Annotated in this window: 23 protein-coding genes; 19 read left to right on the top strand and 4 right to left on the bottom strand. The window is 46.8% G+C overall.

The features are described 5' to 3' along the window. Positions 1–47: 47 nt before the first annotated feature. Positions 48–671, bottom strand: coding sequence for a YhcN/YlaJ family sporulation lipoprotein (locus tag ACWJJ4_RS16685; protein WP_003154498.1), 624 nt, complete (start codon positions 669–671; stop codon positions 48–50). A gap of 154 nt (positions 672–825) precedes the next feature. On the opposite strand from ACWJJ4_RS16685, the gene ACWJJ4_RS16680 reads away from it, so the two are divergent. Continuing rightward, positions 826–2,154, top strand: coding sequence for a PhoH family protein (locus tag ACWJJ4_RS16680; protein WP_003154497.1), 1,329 nt, complete (start codon positions 826–828; stop codon positions 2,152–2,154). On the opposite strand, the gene ACWJJ4_RS16675 is transcribed toward ACWJJ4_RS16680, so the two are convergent. Further along, positions 2,149–2,625: a hypothetical protein gene (locus tag ACWJJ4_RS16675; protein ID WP_003154496.1), complete on the bottom strand. Its 477-nt coding sequence runs from the start codon at positions 2,623–2,625 to the stop codon at positions 2,149–2,151. The genes ACWJJ4_RS16680 and ACWJJ4_RS16675 overlap by 6 nt on opposite strands. Positions 2,626–2,728: 103 nt before the next feature. Here ACWJJ4_RS16675 and glsA point away from each other — a divergent pair, with 103 nt between their 5' ends. The 4 genes from glsA (at position 2,729) to pyc (ending at position 8,986) form a co-directional block, all read left to right on the top strand. Further along, a complete protein-coding gene (glsA, locus tag ACWJJ4_RS16670) occupies positions 2,729–3,658 on the top strand; it encodes a glutaminase A (protein ID WP_094246964.1) in 930 nt (309 codons plus the stop codon). A 107-nt stretch (positions 3,659–3,765) separates the two neighbouring features. Then, entirely contained in the window at positions 3,766–4,047 is a 282-nt protein-coding gene (locus tag ACWJJ4_RS16665; RefSeq protein WP_003154494.1) for a YlaN family protein, read from the top strand. 205 nt (positions 4,048–4,252) lie between these two features. Further along, a complete protein-coding gene (locus ACWJJ4_RS16660) occupies positions 4,253–5,464 on the top strand; it encodes an FtsW/RodA/SpoVE family cell cycle protein (RefSeq protein ID WP_003154492.1) in 1,212 nt (403 codons plus the stop codon). A 75-nt stretch (positions 5,465–5,539) separates the two neighbouring features. Further along, the gene (gene pyc, locus ACWJJ4_RS16655) at positions 5,540–8,986 is read left to right on the top strand and encodes a pyruvate carboxylase (RefSeq protein ID WP_102422440.1); all 3,447 of its coding nucleotides are present in this window, start codon (positions 5,540–5,542) and stop codon (positions 8,984–8,986) included. A 97-nt stretch (positions 8,987–9,083) separates the two neighbouring features. Here the strand turns inward: pyc and ctaA are convergent, their stop codons facing one another. After that, positions 9,084–10,010, bottom strand: a complete 927-nt coding sequence (gene ctaA / locus ACWJJ4_RS16650) for a heme A synthase CtaA (protein ID WP_007611205.1) — start codon at positions 10,008–10,010, stop codon at positions 9,084–9,086. Between the two features lie 343 nt (positions 10,011–10,353). On the opposite strand from ctaA, the gene cyoE reads away from it, so the two are divergent. The 6 genes from cyoE (at position 10,354) to ctaG (ending at position 16,326) form a co-directional block, all read left to right on the top strand. Further along, positions 10,354–11,271, top strand: coding sequence for a heme o synthase (gene cyoE, locus ACWJJ4_RS16645; RefSeq protein ID WP_003154486.1), 918 nt, complete (start codon positions 10,354–10,356; stop codon positions 11,269–11,271). 217 nt (positions 11,272–11,488) lie between these two features. Continuing rightward, positions 11,489–12,559, top strand: a complete 1,071-nt coding sequence (gene coxB / locus ACWJJ4_RS16640) for a cytochrome c oxidase subunit II (RefSeq protein WP_454021813.1) — start codon at positions 11,489–11,491, stop codon at positions 12,557–12,559. 31 nt (positions 12,560–12,590) lie between these two features. Beyond that, positions 12,591–14,459 (top strand): cytochrome c oxidase subunit I, encoded by a 1,869-nt coding sequence (gene ctaD, locus ACWJJ4_RS16635; RefSeq protein WP_146283552.1) that lies wholly within the window; start codon positions 12,591–12,593, stop codon positions 14,457–14,459. Beyond that, positions 14,459–15,082, top strand: coding sequence for a cytochrome c oxidase subunit III (gene ctaE / locus ACWJJ4_RS16630; protein ID WP_003154482.1), 624 nt, complete (start codon positions 14,459–14,461; stop codon positions 15,080–15,082). Before ctaD ends, ctaE begins: the two co-directional genes overlap by 1 nt. 2 nt (positions 15,083–15,084) lie before the next feature. Next, on the top strand, positions 15,085–15,417 hold the full coding sequence (ctaF, locus tag ACWJJ4_RS16625) for a cytochrome c oxidase subunit IVB (RefSeq protein WP_015388278.1): 333 nt from the start codon (positions 15,085–15,087) through the stop codon (positions 15,415–15,417). 24 nt (positions 15,418–15,441) lie between these two features. After that, positions 15,442–16,326 carry a cytochrome c oxidase assembly factor CtaG gene (gene ctaG, locus ACWJJ4_RS16620; protein ID WP_003154480.1) on the top strand — a complete coding sequence of 295 codons (885 nt, stop codon included), beginning with the start codon at positions 15,442–15,444 and terminating at the stop codon, positions 16,324–16,326. Between the two features lie 34 nt (positions 16,327–16,360). Here the strand turns inward: ctaG and ACWJJ4_RS16615 are convergent, their stop codons facing one another. After that, positions 16,361–16,720 (bottom strand): YugN family protein, encoded by a 360-nt coding sequence (locus tag ACWJJ4_RS16615; RefSeq protein WP_044053184.1) that lies wholly within the window; start codon positions 16,718–16,720, stop codon positions 16,361–16,363. 140 nt (positions 16,721–16,860) lie between these two features. On the opposite strand from ACWJJ4_RS16615, the gene ACWJJ4_RS16610 reads away from it, so the two are divergent. The 8 genes from ACWJJ4_RS16610 (at position 16,861) to rsmD (ending at position 20,964) form a co-directional block, all read left to right on the top strand. After that, positions 16,861–17,304 carry a CBS domain-containing protein gene (locus ACWJJ4_RS16610; protein WP_102422441.1) on the top strand — a complete coding sequence of 148 codons (444 nt, stop codon included), beginning with the start codon at positions 16,861–16,863 and terminating at the stop codon, positions 17,302–17,304. A gap of 84 nt (positions 17,305–17,388) precedes the next feature. After that, positions 17,389–18,429: a CAP domain-containing protein gene (locus ACWJJ4_RS16605; RefSeq protein WP_003154477.1), complete on the top strand. Its 1,041-nt coding sequence runs from the start codon at positions 17,389–17,391 to the stop codon at positions 18,427–18,429. Between the two features lie 163 nt (positions 18,430–18,592). Next, positions 18,593–19,003, top strand: coding sequence for a YlbD family protein (locus ACWJJ4_RS16600; RefSeq protein WP_071391875.1), 411 nt, complete (start codon positions 18,593–18,595; stop codon positions 19,001–19,003). 15 nt (positions 19,004–19,018) lie between these two features. After that, the gene (locus ACWJJ4_RS16595) at positions 19,019–19,258 is read left to right on the top strand and encodes a YlbE-like family protein (protein WP_003154475.1); all 240 of its coding nucleotides are present in this window, start codon (positions 19,019–19,021) and stop codon (positions 19,256–19,258) included. A 70-nt stretch (positions 19,259–19,328) separates the two neighbouring features. After that, entirely contained in the window at positions 19,329–19,778 is a 450-nt protein-coding gene (locus ACWJJ4_RS16590) for a YlbF family regulator (protein WP_003154472.1), read from the top strand. 59 nt (positions 19,779–19,837) lie between these two features. Continuing rightward, positions 19,838–20,110, top strand: a complete 273-nt coding sequence (locus ACWJJ4_RS16585) for a YlbG family protein (RefSeq protein WP_003154470.1) — start codon at positions 19,838–19,840, stop codon at positions 20,108–20,110. 90 nt (positions 20,111–20,200) lie between these two features. Continuing rightward, complete coding sequence (locus ACWJJ4_RS16580; RefSeq protein WP_094246961.1) at positions 20,201–20,410, top strand: hypothetical protein; 210 nt, start codon at positions 20,201–20,203, stop codon at positions 20,408–20,410. Beyond that, on the top strand, positions 20,410–20,964 hold the full coding sequence (gene rsmD / locus ACWJJ4_RS16575; protein ID WP_173612727.1) for a 16S rRNA (guanine(966)-N(2))-methyltransferase RsmD: 555 nt from the start codon (positions 20,410–20,412) through the stop codon (positions 20,962–20,964). The genes ACWJJ4_RS16580 and rsmD overlap by 1 nt, the downstream gene beginning before the upstream one ends.

Here is a 20,964-nt window from a genome sequence, read left to right as displayed (position 1 = left end):
CAAAGGGAAAGAAAGCAGCGCCCTTCCTTTGGAGCGGGCGCTGCTTTTTACTGGCGGTTTTTCATATGATGATCCGATTGATCGTTCTGTTCGTTCTGCAGCTTGTTCTGGTCTCTTTGGTTCAGCTGATCATCATTCGATTGAGTCGGTGATTCTTTTTCATTGTCGGTCACATCATTCGGGACTTCCGGCATGACACGACCGACGATGGCGGCAAGTTCGTCCAAAATGCCTGAAACGGGGCGGCCGGCTTTAATGTCGCTGCCCATGCCTCTCAGACGGGAAACCGTATCAGGATCAGCCACGACAACGGCATTGGCGCCGTAAGGATCGTTTTTTAACGCCTGGGCAACCGTGTATTTAATGCTCTCCACTTTGCTTCTTTCTAAATTGTCATCCACATCGATTCCGACAACGGAGTATCTTCCGAGTACAACCGCGGTGGCATCTGAAATGCCGGGGATTTTTTCGGTTACTTCGACGAGATGCTTAGCGATGTCTGTCCGGCCGGGATTTTCAGCTGTCTCAGGAGCCGTATTTTTCACATGAATCGGTTTTGCATCACGCTGATCGGTTGATTCGTTCTGGATATTGCGGCCGCGGCCGTCCTGTACAGCAGTGCAGCCGGTCAGGATAAACAAGGCTTGTATGATAATGAAAAGAATTCGCACGTCAGATTCCCTCCTTGAATGCTTTCATTTATTTTATTGTTGAATTAACCTTCTATCTTTATTCACCAAATCATATATTTTAGCAGGCATCCCCGTTTTTCGCGGAAAGAGAAGCACACGATGGGCTTTGATCCTTATTTCAGGAGGCTGAGACTTGAGTAAAATTTATGTGTTAGATACGAATGTACTTTTGCAGGATCCTAACGCCATTTTTTCCTTTGAAGAAAACGAAGTTGTCATCCCCGCCGTCGTGCTGGAAGAGGTCGATTCAAAAAAGCGGTATATGGACGAGGTCGGGAGAAATGCGAGGCACGTATCTAAGCTGATAGACGGGCTCAGGGAGAAAGGAAGGCTGCACGAGAAAGTTCCGCTTGAAAGCGGAGGAACGCTCAGAATTGAACTGAACCACCGGTCATTTCATCAGCTCCAAGAAATTTTTATCGAAAAAACGAATGATAACCGCATTTTGGCGGTGGCAAAAAATTTAAGCCTTGAGGAGGAAACGAAAGAAAACGGCCGCCTCGTCATCCTGGTCAGCAAAGATGTGCTTGTCAGGGTAAAGGCGGATGCCATCGGGCTTTTGGCGGAGGATTTTTTAAACGACAGAGTCGTTGACCATGATGAAATATATAGCGGGTACAAAGATATATTTATGAATAAAGAGCGGTTTGCCTCGTTTTATAAAAACAAACAAATTCCAGTCAAGGAGCTTCAGCAGCATCAGGTTTATCCGAATCAATTTGTGCTGATGAAAGATGAATTAGGAGGATCTTCGTCTGCGGTCGGCATGGCGGATAAGAAAGGCGAGACCGTAAAAAGACTCGTTTTCGATGATGAGCACGTATGGGGTATCAGGCCGAAGAACGTCCAGCAGACAATGGCGCTCGAACTTCTGCTGAGGGAAGATATCCCGCTTGTCACCCTGATCGGAAAAGCGGGAACGGGAAAAACCTTGCTTGCTCTCGCGGCAGGGCTTCTGCAGACGGAGGATCTCGGTATTTATAAAAAGCTGATCGTCGCGCGTCCCATCGTCCCGGTGGGAAAGGATATCGGATATTTGCCGGGCGAAAAAGAGGAAAAGCTCAAGCCGTGGATGCAGCCGATCTTTGATAATCTTGAATTTTTATTCAATGCGAAAAAGCCGGGTGAACTTGAAGCGATTTTGGCAGGAATCGGATCGATTCAGGTGGAGGCGCTGACATACATTCGGGGAAGAAGCATTCCGGATCAGTTTATTATTATTGATGAGGCTCAGAATCTGACGAGGCACGAGGTCAAAACGCTTTTGACAAGGGTGGGAGAGGGAAGCAAAATTGTCCTGATGGGCGATCCGGAGCAAATAGATCACCCATACTTAGACAGTTTAAACAACGGACTTGCTTATGTTGTAGAGCGGTTTAAAGGACAAACCGTCTCCGGCAGCGTGAAGCTTGTGAAAGGTGAGAGATCCGGCCTTGCACAGCTTGCCGCCGATTTGTTATAAAACTTCGATTTCTGTGACGCCCGTTATCGGTTTTTCAAAGTCTCCGTCCACGTAAAAATGGACCGGACCGCCGTCTTGAAGCGGTTTTCCCGCATCGCTGAAATGCGCGATTGCGTCCATCGCCTTTTCGAGCGGCACTTCGGTTCTTTCTGATTTTGAAATAAATGCGCACAGGACAGCGCTTTCTTTCGGCTCGGCATTTGCTAAAACAGCGCCGAGCTTCATGGCGAAGCTGCCGTTCATCAGTCTTTCTTTTTCATAACGTTTTTCACTTTTTAAAGTCGGCGGCGAAATGCGCCCTTCTCTGATCACCCGTTCAGGATCAAGCGTATGCTCCTGGGTTTCTGCAGAGCCGTCCGGATGAACAGGCTGATTGTTTTCAAACGGAAATTTGCGGTCATCGAAAATCCAGACACTCGGATCAATTGTAATCGGGTATGTAACATTGCCTTTTACTTGAATAACGCTCATGTTGAAGCCCCCCTTTACTTAAAGTATAAAAGTTTTCGCATGAATTGTCACTTTGCGTCGCAAATTAGATGTATACAATGGCAGCGAAGTGAGGATGATCGACATGGTATGCCGGCATTACCAAGAGCTGGACGCATTAGTTCAGGAAGCGAAAAAAAGGACCGAAGAAGGCAAAGTGGCAGACTATATTCCGGCTCTGGCTGAATCCGAACAAGACAGCCTTTCGGTCACGATTTATCATGCGGAAAATACATGTCTGACGGCAGGAGACGCCGACCGGACATTTACGCTGCAGAGCATTTCGAAAGTGCTTTCTCTGGCGCTCGTACTGATGGATTACGGAAAGGAAAAGGTGTTCAGCTGCGTGGGTCAGGAGCCGACCGGCGACCCGTTTAACTCCATGATTAAGCTTGAAACAGTGAATCCGGGCAAGCCTTTAAATCCGATGATTAATGCGGGAGCTCTCATCGTTACGGCTTTAATTAAAGGGCATTCGCCGAAAGACCGCCTGGATTACCTGCTCGGATTCATCAGAAGACTTGCGAACAATCAGGACATTACATATTGCAGACATGTCGCGGAATCGGAATTCAAATCTTCCATGATTAATCGGGCCATGTGTTATTACATGAAGCAGTATGACATTTTTAAAGGCGATGTTGAAGAGGTCATGGATTTGTATACAAAACAGTGCGCGATTAAGATGAGCAGTCTGGATTTAGCCAAAATCGGCTGTGTATTCGCCCTTGACGGGAAGCATCCGGAAACCGGGGAACAGGTCATTAAAAAAGATGTGGCGAGAATCTGCAAGACGTTTATGGTGACATGCGGCATGTACAATGCGAGCGGGGAATTCGCAATAAAGGTCGGCATTCCCGCTAAAAGCGGCGTTTCGGGAGGAATCATGGGCATTTCGCCGTACAACTTCGGAATCGGTATATTCGGCCCGGCGCTTGATGAAAAAGGCAACAGCATCGCGGGTGTGAAGCTTTTGGAAATCATGTCTGAGAAATACAGGCTGAGTATTTTTTGAAACATTTTTTATCATAACATCTGCTTAAATCCTCTTGCAATTTCATCTGATACCCTTTATGATAAATAGAAGAATTAGGTACTCGCCTGGGGAACGGAGGGATACTTTTGGCTTCAGAGATTATAGTTGACCATCAGCAGAAAGCATTCGAGCTGTTGAAGTTAGATGCTGAGAAGATTTTGAAGCTGATCCGAGTACAAATGGATAACTTAACGATGCCTCAATGTCCTCTGTATGAAGAGGTCTTGGATACTCAGATGTTCGGACTGTCGAGGGAAATCGATTTTGCTGTCCGCCTGGGATTAGTTGACGAAAACGACGGCAAAGAGCTGCTGGACAGACTTGAAAGAGAACTGTCTGCTTTGCATGACGCGTTTACAGGAAAATAAATGATCAAACTCAAACTATTCAACGGTTTGGGTTTTTTTATAACCGTAAACCGTTTTTTTTGCATCTTCTTTTCGTAAGACGGTCTCTTAATCTGCATTTCATCCGAAAAACTATAAAGAAACTGCGTAAATTGTTTATGAATTATAGTAAAATATAATACGCAATAGGTATTAAACGTAAGCTTTAAGCAGGAAAGAGGATGTTATGTTTAAAAGAATGTTAAAATCTTACGATTATTCATTGATATGCGCTATCATTCTGCTGTGCAGTTTCGGGTTGGTAATGGTATACAGCTCAAGCATGATTACCGCCGTTATGCGTTACGGCGTGAGCAGCGACTATTTCTTTAAACGGCAGCTGTTCGCCGTCATCGCGGGGTTTGTGCTGTTTATTATCGCGGCCGTTTTTCCGTACAAAGTGTTCGCCCATCAAAAGATTCAGAAAATCATACTGCTTGCGTCAGTGGCTGCGCTTTGCGCGCTGTTTGTTTTCGGACATGTTGCCGGAAATGCGCAAAGCTGGTTTAAAATCGGCGGAATGGCCATTCAGCCGGGGGAATTTGTCAAGCTGACCCTGATACTGTATCTTGCCGCGGTGTACGCAAAGAAACAAAGCTACATCGATCAGCTTTTGACGGGGGTTGCGCCGCCGGTGATCGTCACCGTAGTCATTTGTGCGCTTATCGCTATTCAGCCCGACTTCGGAACGGCGATGATTATCGGTCTGATCGCGTTTTGCGTCATTATGTGTTCGGGATTCAGCGGAAGGACCCTGCTCAGGCTGGTTCTCATGGCGGGAATCGTATTACTCCTTGTCAGCCCGATCATCTATCTGAAATGGGACGATATTTTGACACCCGGGCGTATGAGCCGGTTTGAAAGCCTTGAAAATCCATTTAAATACGCCAGCACATCAGGCCTGCAGATTATAAATTCGTATTATGCGATCGGCTCAGGCGGTTTTTTCGGTCTCGGTCTTGGAGAAAGCATTCAAAAATACGGTTATCTGCCTGAATCGCATACAGACTTTATTATGGCGGTTATTTCAGAGGAGCTCGGCATTTTCGGCGTCCTGTTTGTCATTGTGCTGCTGGCTTTTGTCGTGTTAAAAGGTTTTTATATTGCGAGAAAATGTGAAGATCCGTTCGGAAGCCTTTTGGCAATCGGGATATCCAGCATGATTGCGATTCAGACCTTTATCAATCTCGGCGGTGTCAGCGGTTTAATTCCGATCACAGGTGTTCCGCTGCCGTTTATCAGCTACGGGGGATCATCAATGTTTTTGTTATTAACGAGCGCCGGTATATTGGTGAATGTCAGCATGCATGTCAAGTACTCAGAAAAGAAGAAAAAGAGGGAGCCCGTTCCGTCTAAGGGGGTAAAAAGACGGCAGACGGAAAAATCTGTGTATCTCTAAAAAACAAGTGTATACACAGGGCGGATATTCCTTTATTATAAACTACATATTTATTAGGCCAAGGGGGAGAAAAGTTTGTCACAACAATCCATCCAAAAAGTGTTAGTAGCAAACAGGGGAGAAATTGCGATCCGGATTTTCCGGGCGTGCACAGAATTGAACATCAGAACGGTAGCCGTTTATTCAAAAGAAGATTCGGGCTCCTATCATCGCTATAAAGCGGATGAAGCTTATCTTGTGGGCGAAGGCAAAAAACCGATTGACGCGTATCTTGATATTGAAGGGATTATTGAGATCGCAAAAAGAAACGGCGTTGATGCCATTCATCCGGGCTACGGATTTCTCTCTGAAAATATCCAATTTGCGAGACGCTGTGAAGAAGAGGGTATCGTATTTATCGGACCGACGTCAGCGCATTTGGATATGTTCGGAGATAAGGTAAAGGCGAGGGAGCAGGCGGAAAAAGCCGGTATCCCCGTTATTCCGGGGAGTGACGGACCGGCTGAAACAATAAAAGATGTCGAACAATTCGCAAAAGTCCACGGATTTCCGTTTATTATTAAAGCATCGCTCGGAGGCGGAGGCCGCGGAATGAGAATCGTCCGAAGCGAAAGCGAATTGAAAGAATCGTTTGAGCGGGCCAAATCAGAAGCGAAAGCCGCATTCGGAAACGATGAAGTGTATGTTGAAAAACTGATCGAAAATCCTAAGCATATTGAAGTTCAGGTGATCGGAGATAAAGAAGGCAATGTCGTCCATCTGTATGAGCGGGACTGTTCCGTTCAGAGACGCCATCAAAAGGTCATTGAGGTGGCGCCGAGTGTATCTTTGCAGCCTGAATTAAGGGACGAAATCTGCGAAGCGGCTGTGGCGCTTGCGAAAAATGTCGGCTATATCAACGCGGGGACCGTGGAATTTCTCGTAGCGGGCGGTGAATTTTACTTTATTGAAGTGAACCCGCGCGTACAAGTAGAGCATACGATTACGGAAATGATAACGGGGGTTGATATCGTTCAGACGCAGATCCTCGTCGCGCAGGGCCACGGACTGCACAGCCGTGCCGTCAATATCCCAGAGCAGAAAGACATTTTTACAAACGGGTATGCGATACAATCACGTGTGACCACTGAAGATCCGCTGAATGACTTTATGCCTGACACGGGTAAAATTATGGCTTACCGCTCAGGCGGCGGTTTCGGCGTCCGCCTTGATACGGGAAACAGCTTCCAGGGCGCCGTCATCACGCCTTATTATGATTCACTGCTCGTCAAGCTGTCGACATGGGCGCTGACGTTTGAACAGGCATCAGCGAAAATGGTCCGCAACCTGCAGGAATTCAGGATCAGGGGCATTAAGACCAATATTCCGTTTCTTGAAAACGTGGCAAAGCATGAAAAATTCCTGACGGGCCAATACGACACATCGTTTATCGACACAACGCCTGAGCTGTTTGTTTTCCCAAAACAGAAGGACCGCGGAACAAAAATGCTTTCCTATATCGGCAATGTCACGGTGAACGGTTTTCCGGGAATCGGGAAAAAAGAAAAACCTGCATTTGATAAGCCTCAGACCGTTACGTTAGATATCGGGGAAAAGCCGGCAAACGGTACGAAACAGATCCTTGATGAAAGAGGCGCCGAGGGGCTTGCAGACTGGGTGAAAGAGCAAAAATCCGTGCTCCTGACCGATACAACGTTCAGGGATGCCCATCAGTCCCTGCTCGCAACACGGATCAGATCCAATGATTTGAAAAAAATCGCGAATCCTACGGCTGCCCTGTGGCCTGAACTGTTCAGCCTTGAAATGTGGGGAGGCGCGACATTTGATGTAGCGTACCGTTTCTTAAAAGAAGACCCTTGGAAACGCCTTGAAGATCTCCGTAAGGAAGTGCCGAACACATTGTTCCAGATGCTCCTTCGTTCATCAAATGCCGTCGGTTATACAAACTATCCGGACAATGTCATCCAAAAATTTGTCCGGCAGTCAGCGGAGTCCGGTATTGACGTATTCCGGATCTTTGACAGCCTGAACTGGGTAAAAGGGATGACGCTGGCCATCGATGCCGTCCGTGAAACCGGAAAAGTGGCGGAGGCTGCGATTTGTTACACGGGAGATATTCTTGATAAGACCCGGACGAAATATGATTTGCAATATTATCTTTCTATGGCGAAAGAGCTTGAGGCGTCTGGTGCGCACATTCTCGGCATTAAAGACATGGCCGGTCTTTTGAAACCTCAAGCCGCATACGAACTTGTCTCAGCGCTGAAGGAAACGATTGATATTCCCGTTCATCTTCACACGCATGATACGAGCGGCAATGGCGTCTTTCTCTATGCCAAAGCTGTTGAAGCGGGTGTGGACATCGTGGATGTCGCCGTCAGCTCAATGGCGGGTCTGACTTCACAGCCGAGCGCAAGCGGATTTTATCATGCCCTTGAAGGAAACAGCCGCCGTCCTGAAATGGATGTCCGGCAGGTGGAAAGACTGTCACAATATTGGGAATCCGTCCGTCAGTATTACAGTGAATTTGAAAGCGGGATGAAGTCTCCGCATACTGAGATTTATAATCATGAAATGCCGGGCGGCCAGTACAGCAATCTGCAGCAGCAGGCAAAAGGAGTCGGCCTGGGCGATCGCTGGAATGAGGTGAAAGACATGTACAGCGTCGTCAACCGCATGTTCGGCGACGTCGTGAAAGTAACACCTTCTTCCAAAGTCGTCGGAGATATGGCGCTTTACATGGTGCAAAACAATTTAACAGAACAAGATGTTTATGATAAAGGCGAAACGCTTGATTTTCCGGATTCAGTCGTTGAGCTCTTTAAAGGGCAGATCGGCCAGCCGCACGGCGGATTTCCGGAAAAACTGCAAAAGCTCGTTCTGAAAGGACAGACGCCGATCACGGTAAGACCGGGGGAGCTGCTTGAACCGGTATCTTTTGAAGGCATTAAAGAAGAATGGAAAGAAACGCATCAGATGGAATTGAGTGATCAGGACGCAATCGCGTATGCTCTTTATCCGAAGGTGTTTACTGAATATGTTAAAACGGCTGAACGCTTCGGTGATATTTCCGTATTGGACACACCGACTTTCTTCTACGGCATGACACTCGGTGAAGAAATCGAAGTGGAAATCGAGCGCGGAAAAACGCTGATCGTGAAGCTTGTATCTATCGGTGAACCGCAGCCAGATGCGACACGTGTCGTTTATTTCGAATTGAACGGCCAGCCGCGCGAGGTGGTCATTAAAGATGAAAGCATTAAATCGTCCGTGCAGGAAAAATTAAAAGCAGATCGGACAAACCCAAGCCACATTGCGGCATCTATGCCGGGAACAGTCATAAAATTGCTAACGGAAACCGGGGCAAAGGTGAATAAAGGCGATCATCTGATGATTAATGAAGCGATGAAAATGGAGACGACGGTACAGGCGCCGTTCTCCGGGACGATACAGCAGATTCATGTGAAAAACGGTGAACCGATTCAGACAGGCGATTTACTGATCGAAATTGAAAAAGCGTAAAAAATGAACATAAAAAACCCTGATCCGCCCCGTGTGCGATCAGGTTTTTTATATGTGAAAAGGCCGAAGCTCTGATGCTTCGGCCTTTTCGTGTGCCTCAGATGTTCCGCTGTTTTGATTCATAGCGGAAGCGGGCGATTAATAATAAGAAATAGCATAAGACGCCGAACAGGCCGGCAATAAAGAGCGAATGGGCAAGTGCAAAGCCGGTGGCCATTTCTGAATAAACAACCATGATTCCGGAGAGCGCCTGTAATACAACAAAGGCAAGAGCCGCTATCCAGCCCCCAAGAATCTGTTTTTGGTCTTTGTAGGAGCGCACCGCATGCGCAAAAGCGACAAGAATCCATACGAACAGAAGCAGCGCTGCCGTTCTGTGGCCCATCTGCACCCATTCCTGAAAATGGGACGGAAGCCCGTGATTCAGCCTGCTGCAAAGCGGAACGTCAGGGCAGGCAAGGCTTGATTTCGTATGGCGCACATAAGCCCCCGTATAAACGACGATATACGTGTAAATCGAAAGGCCGATCATATGAAACTGCATTTTCCTGCCGATTCTGAGCGGCTTGACGAGCTTTTTGTCTGATTTATCAGCTTCAAATATGAGCAGCGTCAAAATCAGAACAGAAGCGAAAGAAATCAGCGATATGCCGAAATGAAGCGCCATAACGAGCGCATTTGATCCGAAAACAACCGCTAATGCGCCGAGAAGCGCCTGTAAAAATAAAAAGATAATGGACATAATGGCGAGAAAGGTTGTTTCACGGAAAACAGGCGTGACTTTTCTCCATGCCCAAAAAGCCAGACTCAGCACGAGAACGATTGAGACACCGCTTGCGAGTCTGTGGCTCCATTCAATGATAGAAGCGGCGTTAAGCTCCGGGAAAAACCGGCCGTGGCACAGCGGCCACTGCCTTCCGCATCCGAGACCCGATCCTGTTTTTGTGACAAGAGCGCCGCCGATCAGCACGACGAGCATAACGAATGTCGTCAGCACGCCGAGCGCTTTCAAAGCTTTATTCATTTTACATTCACCTTCTTAACAAACTGGACAAAATGATATACGTACCAAGTGTAAGCGAATATGTGTTTTGTGGCAATTCTCAATTCTGTTTGTTCACAAAAATATAATAGAATCAGGACTTCTTAGATAATGGGGTTGATTATTCCAGATGGGTCTGATAGAAATAAAGTAACCGCTTTATTATGAAACCGGCGGATTTGGTAAAATTCATAAAAAGTTCACAAATAAATTCCTGTTTCTCGTTTAATATTTAAGAGGATGTTTTTTTACAGGTCATTATCTTGTATGATAGAGTTGCAGGTCTTAAAAAACCTGCTTTAGGTTTGTAAGGGAGGTTTACGTTATGGCTAATTCCAGAATTTTAAACGATACAGCTATAGACGGACAGATTGAAGAGACGACGGCATGGAAGGATTTCCTTTCGCTTATCAAAATAGGAATCGTCAATTCGAATTTAATTACGACTTTTACCGGCATGTGGCTTGCGTTACATATATCCGGTCTGAGTTTTTTAGGCAATTTAAACACCGTGCTTCTTACATTAATAGGATCTTCTTTGATCATCGCCGGTTCTTGTGCGGTTAACAACTATTACGACCGTGATATTGATCATTTAATGGAACGCACGAAAGTAAGACCGACGGTAACCGGAAAGATTCAGCCGAATCAAGCGCTGTGGTCAGGAATTTTACTCATTGCTTTAGGACTTATCATGCTTTTGATGACCACCGTGATGGCAGCAGTCATCGGTTTTATCGGCGTGTTTACGTACGTTGTTCTTTATACAATGTGGACGAAACGCCGTTATACGATTAATACGGTTGTCGGAAGTGTATCAGGCGCCGTGCCGCCGTTAATCGGCTGGACAGCGGTTGAAGGGCACATCGGTGTTGTCGCGTGGGTTTTATTCATGATTTTATTCATCTGGCAGATTCCGCACTTTTTAGCGCTTGCGATTAAAAAGACGGAAGATTACAGAGCAGCGAATATTCCGATGCTTCCGGTAGTGCACGGCTTTGAAGTGACGAAAAGACAGATTATCGTCTGGGTCGCATGCCTGCTGCCGCTTCCGTTTTTCCTCGGCAGTCTCGGTCTTCCGATCGTCATTCTCGGCACTTTGCTTAATGTCGGATGGCTTGTTCTCGGACTGATGGGATTCCGCATGAAAAACATCATGAAGTGGGCAACCCTTATGTTTGTCTATTCGCTTAACTACATGACCATTTATTTTGTAGCGATGGTGGTCTTCACGCTGTTTTAATTGAATAATGAGCTTGTTTGATCGCCAAAACAAACAATGACAACTAGTAAACGCCGCCTTGACCTTTTGTTTAATCAGGCGGCTTTGCTTTTATACATAGATGGAATTTTAAGTAAAAAATCTCATATTTTAAGAAATGAGGAAATGAAGTATTTCGGCTGGAAGCAGATTTACTGCTTATGCATCTCGTACTGATTCAAAAAAGGGGTTGGGTGAAATGTTAAAGCGTTGGCGTCTTTTATCATTATTAGCCTTAGTGCCGCTTTTATTGAGCGGCTGTGGAAAACCGTTTCTGTCCACACTCAAGCCTGCCGGCGAAGTGGCTGATAAACAATATGATCTGACGGTGCTCAGCACACTTATCATGGTTGTCGTCGTTGCGGTCGTAGCAGTTATTTTCTTTTACGTCATTGTGAGATTCAGACGGTCGCGTATAGGGGAAGACACGATACCGAAACAGGTGGAGGGGAACCGTTTTTTAGAAATCACCTGGACCGTTATTCCGATCCTGCTTCTGATTATTCTTGTCATTCCGGTTGTCATCGATACATTGGCACTGGCGGATACGTCGCCGATGGATAAGAAAAACCGTAAAGTAGAGGATGCGCTCGTGATTAATGTAAGGGCGAATTTATACTGGTGGGAATTCGAGTATCCCGATTACGGGTTTGTGACAAGTCAGGAGCTGATCGTTCCCACAGATGAACGCGTCTATTTCAAGCTGAAGTCCTCAGATGTGAAACACTCTTTCTGGATTCCGTCAGCGGGGGGGAAAATCGATACGAATACGGATAATGACAATACTTTCTTTCTGACCTTCGATTCTAAACGCAGCAAAGAAGCGGGAGAATATTTCTTCGGAAAATGCGCAGAGCTGTGCGGACCTTCACATGCGCTGATGGATTTCAAAGTGAAACCGCTGCCGTCAAAAGAATTTAAACAATGGACGAAAGCGATGAAAAATTATAAGCATACAACAGATTCCGGTTTAGCCGCGCAAGGAGAAGAGCTGTTTAAGGAAAAAAACTGCCTGAGCTGTCATGCGGTTGAGCCCAATGATAAACGGGCTGAAGCGGCAAGAACGGCTCCGAACCTCGCTACCTTCGGTGAACGGGTCAAAGTGGCCGGTATTAAGGATGCGAATAAAGAGAATATAAAAGCCTGGCTGAAAAATCCGGACAGCATTAAACCGGGCAATAAAATGACAGGCACTTATCCGAAGCTCTCGGACGCTGAAACGGATGCGCTGTATGAATATTTAAAAGGGCTGAAAGCGGAGAACAAGTGAGGACAGGGAGATATCAGGGGGGAGGTCGCAAATGATGAATACGCTTACAGGACAGCAAAGAAAAAGCTCTTTACTTTGGGATTATTTGACGACGGTTGACCATAAGAAAATCGCGATTTTATATATGATCGCCGGGGGATTTTTCTTCGTCGTCGGCGGACTTGAGGCCATGCTTATCAGGATTCAGCTCTTGAGGCCGGGGAACGATTTTATGGGTGCTCAGCAGTTTAATGAAATTATGACGATGCACGGCACGACAATGATCTTCCTGGCGGCGATGCCGCTGTTATTCGGGCTGATGAACGCGGTTGTGCCGCTGCAGATCGGGGCGCGTGACGTATCATTCCCATTTCTGAATGCGCTCGGATTTTGGCTGTTTTTCTTCGGAGGCATCTTTTTGAATCTGAGCTGGTTTTTAGGGGGCGCTCCTGATGCAGGCTGGACGTCGTACGCGTCGCTTGCGCTGAATTCGAAAGGGCACGGCATAGACTTTTTCGTGCTCGGTCTGCAAATATCAGGCTTAGGGACGCTCATTGCGGGGATCAATTTTCTCGCCACAATTATTAATATGAGGGCGCCGGGTTTGACGTATATGAGACTGCCGCTGTTTACGTGGACGACATTTGTGGCGTCGGCACTCATTTTATTCGCATTTCCTCCGCTCACCGTCGGATTGGCGCTGATGATGCTGGATCGTTTGTTCGGAACGAATTTCTTTAATCCTGAATTGGGCGGCAATACGATTATCTGGGAGCATCTGTTTTGGATTTTCGGGCATCCGGAAGTATACATTTTAATTCTTCCCGCCTTTGGGATTTTTTCAGAAATCATTCCCGTATTTGCGAGGAAACGTCTGTTCGGTTATTCGTCTATGGTCTTTGCGATCGTGCTGATCGGCTTTCTCGGGTTCATGGTATGGGTTCACCACATGTTTACAACGGGACTCGGACCGATCGCTAATGCGATATTTGCGGTTGCGACGATGGCGATCGCGGTGCCTACCGGCATTAAAATTTTCAACTGGCTTTTGACCATCTGGGGAGGAAACGTCAAATTCACGACGCCTATGCTGTATGCCGTCGCCTTTATTCCCTCTTTCGTACTCGGAGGAGTCACGGGTGTCATGCTGGCGGCCGCAGCGGCAGATTATCAGTTCCACGATACGTATTTTGTCGTAGCGCATTTCCACTACGTCATTATCGGCGGCGTTGTGTTCGGCATCCTGGCGGGCGTGCATTTCTGGTGGCCGAAAATGTTCGGGAAGGTGCTTCATGAAACGATGGGGAAAATTTCGTTCGTCTTATTTTTTATCGGGTTTCATCTTACCTTCTTCATTCAGCATTTTCTCGGCTTGATGGGAATGCCGCGGCGCGTTTACACATATCTGCCCGGCCAGGGGCTTGATACCGGCAACCTGATCAGTTCAATCGGCGCGTTTTTCATGGCGGGCGCGGCTGCTTTACTCGTCGTCAATATTATTTATACCTCAATAAAGGGGAAATACGTCGGGAACGACCCGTGGCTGGACGGTCGTACGCTTGAATGGGCGGTCTCTTCGCCGCCGCCGGAATATAATTTTAAACAGCTTCCGTTTGTCCGGGGACTTGACCCGCTGTGGATTGAAAAGCAGGCCGGAAATGAAGGGATGGCGCCTGCAGAGCCTGTAGAGGACATTCATATGCCGAACGGCTCCATCATGCCGATTATCATATCTTTCGGGCTGTTTGTCGCAGCGTTCGGGTTTTTATACCACTCCGATTATTCATGGGGGCTTCCGGTTATCTTCATAGGGCTCGGCATCACATTCTTTACCATGCTGCTTCGCTCTGTGGTCGATGATTACGGCTATCATATTCACAAAGAAGATCTGCCGAATGATGATAAAGGGGTGAAGGCGTAATGCAGCTGCAGGAAAAAATGACGGCTGAAACCTTTCCGGCTTCTCCTGAAAAAGCAACGCTGGAGGGGAAAAATAAGTTTTTGGGATTTTGGCTGTTTCTCGGCGGCGAAACAGTTCTGTTCGCCTCGCTATTTGCGACATTCCTTGCTTTACGGGAATCTAAAGCCGGAGGGCCGTCAACGGCTGAGATGTTTGAGCTGCCGATTGTGTTTATCGCGACGATGCTTCTTTTGACGAGCAGCTTAACGAGTGTGTATGCGATGTATCATATGAAAAATTTCTCCTTTAAAAAAATGCAGGTGTGGCTTCTGGTTACCGTATTATTGGGAGCGGGATTTTTAGGGGTTGAAATCTATGAATTTATGCATTACACTCACGAATTCGGCTTTACCATTACAAGCTCTGCGCTCGGCTCAGCGTTTTATACGCTCGTCGGCACACACGGAGCACACGTGGCGTTCGGGCTGTTGTGGATCAGCGCGCTCATGATCCGGAATGCGAAAAGAGGGCTCAGCCTTTATAATGCGCCGAAATATTATGTGGCCAGCTTATATTGGCATTTTATCGATGTCGTGTGGGTCTTTATCTTTACCGTTGTATATTTGATGGGGATGGTGGGATAACGATGGACGATAACAAAAACAGAGGGACTGTCAGTACGGATCTCGAATATCGGAGAAGGAAAAATGCCGAGGAGATGAAATATCAGGTCATATCCTTCGGCTTGATGATCGGCCTTACGCTTGTCGCGTTTTTGACGGTGGCTGCAGACGGCATTGCCGGATGGTTTACGATGCCGTTTCTGATCCTGCTTGCGGTCATTCAGGTCATCTTTCAGCTGTTTTACTTTATGCATATGAGCCAGAAGGGGCATGAAGCGCCGTCATTATTTCTGTATTCGGGAATATTTGTCGCGTTTATCACCGTGCTTGCATTTGTCACGATTATTTGGTGGTAATCGGGGCGGCGGGGAGTGAGAGATTTGATTAATTTGGAAATGTTCGGGTTTCGCGCAATGTGGAGCCCGTATCTGTTTTGTATAACTGCCGTGATAACAGGTGTTTACTTTTACTGGTGCAGCCGGCATAAAGGACGTGTGGCCGTTAAGGAGAAGGTGCTGTTTGTGCTTTCCGCGCTATTTTTTTACGCGGCTGCGGGAAGTCCGGTTGATTTATTGGGCCATGTGATGTTCAGCGCCCATATGGCGCAGATGGCGGTTCTGTTTTTAGTCGTACCGCCGCTGTTGATTTCCGGAATTCCCGGCTGGGCATGGAAAAAACTGATCTTCCGTCCTGTCGTAAAGCCGCTGTTTTCGTTTTTTTCAATGCCGCTTATCGCTTTAGTGCTGTTTAACGGTATTTTTTCGCTGTATCACATCCCGTTTATATTTGATTTCGTCAAAACAGATTCGCTGTATCACACGCTGATGAACGGACTCATCTTTGTAACGGCGTTTTTTATGTGGTGGCCGCTTGTGCATAAGGTGGACGGTCTGCCCCGTCTCAGCGGTTTAATGAAGCTGGGGTATATTATGGCAGACGGGATTTTGTTAACGCCGGCCTGCGCGCTCATTATGTTCAGCGGGGCGCCCATGTATGCCACGTATACAGATCCGGCGGCTTGGGCCGAAGCAATGAAGCTTTGCGTTCCTTTAGATTTGCTGGAGGAGATCCCTTTATCCGGACCGGAGATGTTTAACACGCTACCTCCTCTGGAAGATCAGCAGCTTGGGGCAGTGCTGATGAAAATCATTCAAGAGGCGGTTTACGGAATATATTTGGCTGTCATCTTTTTTCAGTGGGTCAGAACGGAACGGGAAAAAGATACGCTGTCAGAGCCGCCGTATATCGAGCATACCGTCTCATAAAAAAAAGTACAGCAGAATATGCTGTACTTTTTTATTACATTTGCACTGTTTTTAATGACTCTTCCAATTCAAGCAGTAAAGCTTTGCTTTCAGCGATGACATGTTCCGGAAATTCTTCAGCGCTGCCGTATTCTACGCCGTGCGGATAATAATGCTTTCCTAAAAGAGGGGCCTTCAGCTGAATCACGGCCCGTCTGCCGCCGACATCGCCCTCTTTTGCCGTTCCTTGAATCCGCAGATAAAATGTCCCCTCAGGTACTGAAAACTTTTTGTCGTAAGTCACTCTTTCATAATCCCATTGTCCAGCCAGAATGAGCCCTTTACCTTCCATCAGATCATTCAAGCGGCTGAGCTCCGCTGTTACCCCTTCAAGACCGCTGTTTTCAAACTTCAAACCTTCCCCCTCCTTTTAAAAATGCCCTTTCCTGACAATCATAGTATGAAAGCGTTACACTTTCAATGATTCATACGGTGAAAGTATGCAAAAAGAAAAATTTGACGACAATAGTAGCAGAAAAAAGGAGGAATTCCGCAATGACAAAGATCAATAAGCTCATGACGTCAGACTTGCAATATTGTACAGTATTAGATAATGTATATGAAGCTGCGGTGAAGATGAAAGACGCGGATGTCGGCGCCATTCCGATAGTGGATGAAGACGGCGCCACACTTGTCGGGATCGTGACAGACAGAGATCTCGTATTACGGGGAATTGCTTCAAAAAAGCCGAACTCTCAAAAAATAACCGACGCAATGACAGAGCGGGTTATCAGTGCAGAAGAAGACGCCTCTGTGGAGGAGGTGCTCCATTTGATGGCTGAACATCAGCTCAGAAGAATTCCCGTCACAAGGGATAAAAAACTGGTCGGCATTGTTACGCTCGGCGATCTTTCGTTGGCCGAGCAATCAAATGAGCAAGCGGGCCGGGCGCTGTCTGACATTTCTGAAGACGGAGGTCCGGAGGAATTTATCCATTAAACATAAATCACGGACGATGCAAATAGGCTGTACTGTATAAGAGTACACAAAAACAGAACGGTTTGATGATATGGGGGTGAGAGGTTGAAAAATATCGCAAGGGCTCTCGTTATCCTTTTGCTTATTTACGGAGCGTATGTTCTGTTTATACAATATGGATCGGCTCCTCAGAAAAAGACCAATCAGGAGGAGCCTCAGGTTTCCAATGAAGAAGAGAGCGGAAAACGGCTGAAAATGCCGTCATCCGGACTGCTTTCTCTCATGGGCAAATCTGCCGCCGATGTGAAAAAGAAACTTGGGGAACCGTCCCGGAAAGATCCTTCTGCCTACGATTACGAGTGGTGGGTGTACAACCAGGGGAAAGACCAATACGTACAAGTCGGTATTTTGAATGATAAAGCCGTGACTTTATACGCTTCGGGAAGCGGCATCAACGCAAAACCGTTTAAGATCGGCGAATCGACGGGCGAAGTTTTTAAAACGACGCAGGTTTCTCCTTTTGTCAATGTGACTGACAAGGGAAACACGTATCGGTTTGAGTTTTCCGAAGAAGATATCAATACCCGTCCCACCGTCAAGATAGGCGGAATGTATGTTCAGCTGTACATGGACAAATTTGACGGGAATCTGTCAAGCATCAGGGCATTTGATGCGGAAACGCTTGTGAAACAAAGGCCGTATGAGGTCATGTACAGAGGAAAGCTGACAGAACCCGAGCCAGTTTCTGATAAAAAATGGAACGACATTGAACGAGCGAGTGAACAGCAGATTCTCGACATTACAAATGTCATCCGCGTGAAACACGGACTGGCAAGGCTGAAATGGGACGAAGGCGCCGCGAAAGTGGCATTCGGCCACAGCAAGGACATGAAGGATAACAAGTATTTCTCTCACGTCTCAAAGAAATACGGGACTCTGAAGGACCGCTTGGAAAAAGGCGATGTGAAATACCGGGAGGCCGGTGAAAATATTGCCTACAACTATGTGGACGGTCCTGCAGCCGTGGAGGGCTGGCTGAACAGCGAAGGCCACAGGAAGGCGCTGTTAAGCCCGGATTATACGCACCTCGGTGTCGGCGTGGACCGGAAGTATTATACGCAAAACTTCATTAAGCCTTGGCAGTAAAAAACCGCAGAGGGGCGCGTCCCCCGCGGTTTTTTTATGTTTTTTCACGAGCGGCGCTCCTGCTGAAAAAATATACCTGCTTTTTTTCGCAATTTAGGCGAACATTAAGGCGCATGAACCGATACATTATAGCAGGCAAAACTTTTCGGAGGGGGTGAGAATTGTGGCGAATCAGCAATCACGGCAATCAATCGATGATTTTAAACAATTCGTAAAAAAGCATCCCAAACTGATCCAAAATGTTCGCAAGGAACAAAGAAGCTGGCAGGAAGTCTATGAAAACTGGGTGCTCCTAGGCGAGGATGATCCGATGTGGGACCCTTTTAAAGACGAGGCCGTTCAGCCTTCTTCCGACGCGGAAACCAAACAGGAACCAGCTGAAAAGAATGATTTCGTTTCAAAAATGGTCACTGCCGTCAAAAAGATGGATATCAACCAAATGAATGAGCAGATCAATAAAATGAGCCAGTCCATTTCATCATTGCAAAGCCTTTTAAGCCAATTTTCGGGGAGCAGCACGAAGCAGCCCCGGCAAGGCTCCGGACAACATCCTTTTTCATTCAGAAAGGATTAAAGAAGGGGATCGTGTATGCGAAAAGAGGTTCAGGAATTCATATCCGCAGATGAGGAACGGAAACGGTTTATACGGCAGCGTCCCGTCTGGTACCGCAGACTTGCGAGAAAACCGGACGATCTCAATTCCTTTCAGCTTGACATGATGAATTTTTATGAAAAGACGATACCGCATCGGGTAAGTCAATTCTCAAACGGGATTCAAATGGCGCAGATGATGATGCAGATGGTACACGCCATGCGTTCGCAGGATTAAAAAGCGTTTAAACGCCGCATTTTCCAATTGGGTGGTTTCATGGTAAACTAGCAACTGGAGGTGCGTATTTATGTATGCAACAATTGAGTCCGTCAAGCTTCAAAGTGAAGCGGAGCAGCTTGCCGGCATGATTCTGCAGTCTGAGACGGCTGAAAATTACCGCGATTGTTACAAGCGTCTCCGTGAAGATGAAGAGGCAGGGCGGATCATTCGTTCTTTTATGAGCGTTAAAGAGCAGTATGAGGATGTGCAGCGCTTTGGCAAATACCATCCTGATTATAGAGAGATTTCCCGCAAAATGAGAGAAATGAAGCGGGAGCTCGATTTAAACGATAAGGTGGCCGAATTTAAAAAAGCGGAGACTGAGCTTCAGTCGCTGCTTGACGAGATCAGCATTGAACTCGGAACGGCCGTCTCGGAGCATGTAAAAGTGCCGACGGGGAATCCTTATTTTGACGGCCTGTCATCCTGCGGCGGCGGCTGCGGTTCCGGCGGCGGCTGCGGATGCAAAGTTTCCTGACGAGACGGCCGTCTCGTCTTTTACATAAAAATGAACAGAAAGTCAGGCGGGTGATCATGATGGAAAATAAGCGCCAAGGCATAATCGTATATCTGCATTCCTTAAAACACAGCAAAATGCTGAGAAAATTCGGCAACGTTCATTATGTTTCCAAGCGGCTGAAATACGTTGTGCTGTATTGCGATATGGACCTGATCGAAAAAACAATGGAAAAGATTTCTTCTTATTCTTATGTGAAGAAGGTAGAGCCTTCTTATAAACCTTTTTTAAAGCTGGAATTTGAATCAAAGCTTGATAAAGCGAAAGAGTACGATTATAAAGTCGGTATATAAAAAAATCCCCGCAGATACCTGCGGGGTCCTTCTATTCCTTAACAAGTTAAGGAGAAGGAAAAGGGAGAGGAGAAACCGGAGGAAGAACTTATGGGGAAACGTAAGTCTTCTCCGCGGTTGGCAACAACATCATTCTTTGATGCTGTTACACGTAGTCTTGACAGGAATGTGAATATGTATACACGTTTTTCACGTTCATTGTTTGAAAGAATGCTTTATGATAAGATAGGGATTGTTTTTATACATAACGGCTCAGCCGATGAGAAACATCAAAGTTTTCAGAAAAAGTGGTGTGAATAATGAGAGTGATTTCCGGTTCAAGAAAAGGACGAGCCTTAAAGGCGGTGCCGGGCACATCAACAAGGCCGACGACGGATAAAGTAAAAGAGTCTATTTTTAATATGATCGGCCCGTATTTTGACGGAGGAACGGGGCTGGATTTGTTTGCGGGGAGCGGCGGTCTCGGGATTGAAGCGCTGTCGCGCGGATTTGACCGCTGTATCTTTGTGGACCGTGATTTCAAAGCCATCCAAACGGTAAAAGCAAATATCAAAGCGCTCGATCTGCTGTCTTCAGCGGAAGTATACCGCAATGATGCAGAGCGGGCCCTCTATGCCGCGGCGAAACGGGAAAAAGGTTTTGAAGGGATTTTCTTAGATCCTCCGTATAAGGAACAAAAGCTGAAAGCGCTTATCGAAATGATTGATGAGCAGAACATGCTGAATGAAGACGGTTTTGTCGTAGCCGAGCATGATAAAGCCGTTGTGCTTCCGGAAGCCGTCGGCGCGCTTTCTGTAACAAGAAGGGAAATTTACGGGCTTACAGGAGTGACGATATACCGAAATAGGGGGTAA

It is taken from the genome of Bacillus sp. JK62, assembly GCF_053663455.1.
This window is presented reverse-complemented; position numbering and strand designations above follow the sequence as displayed.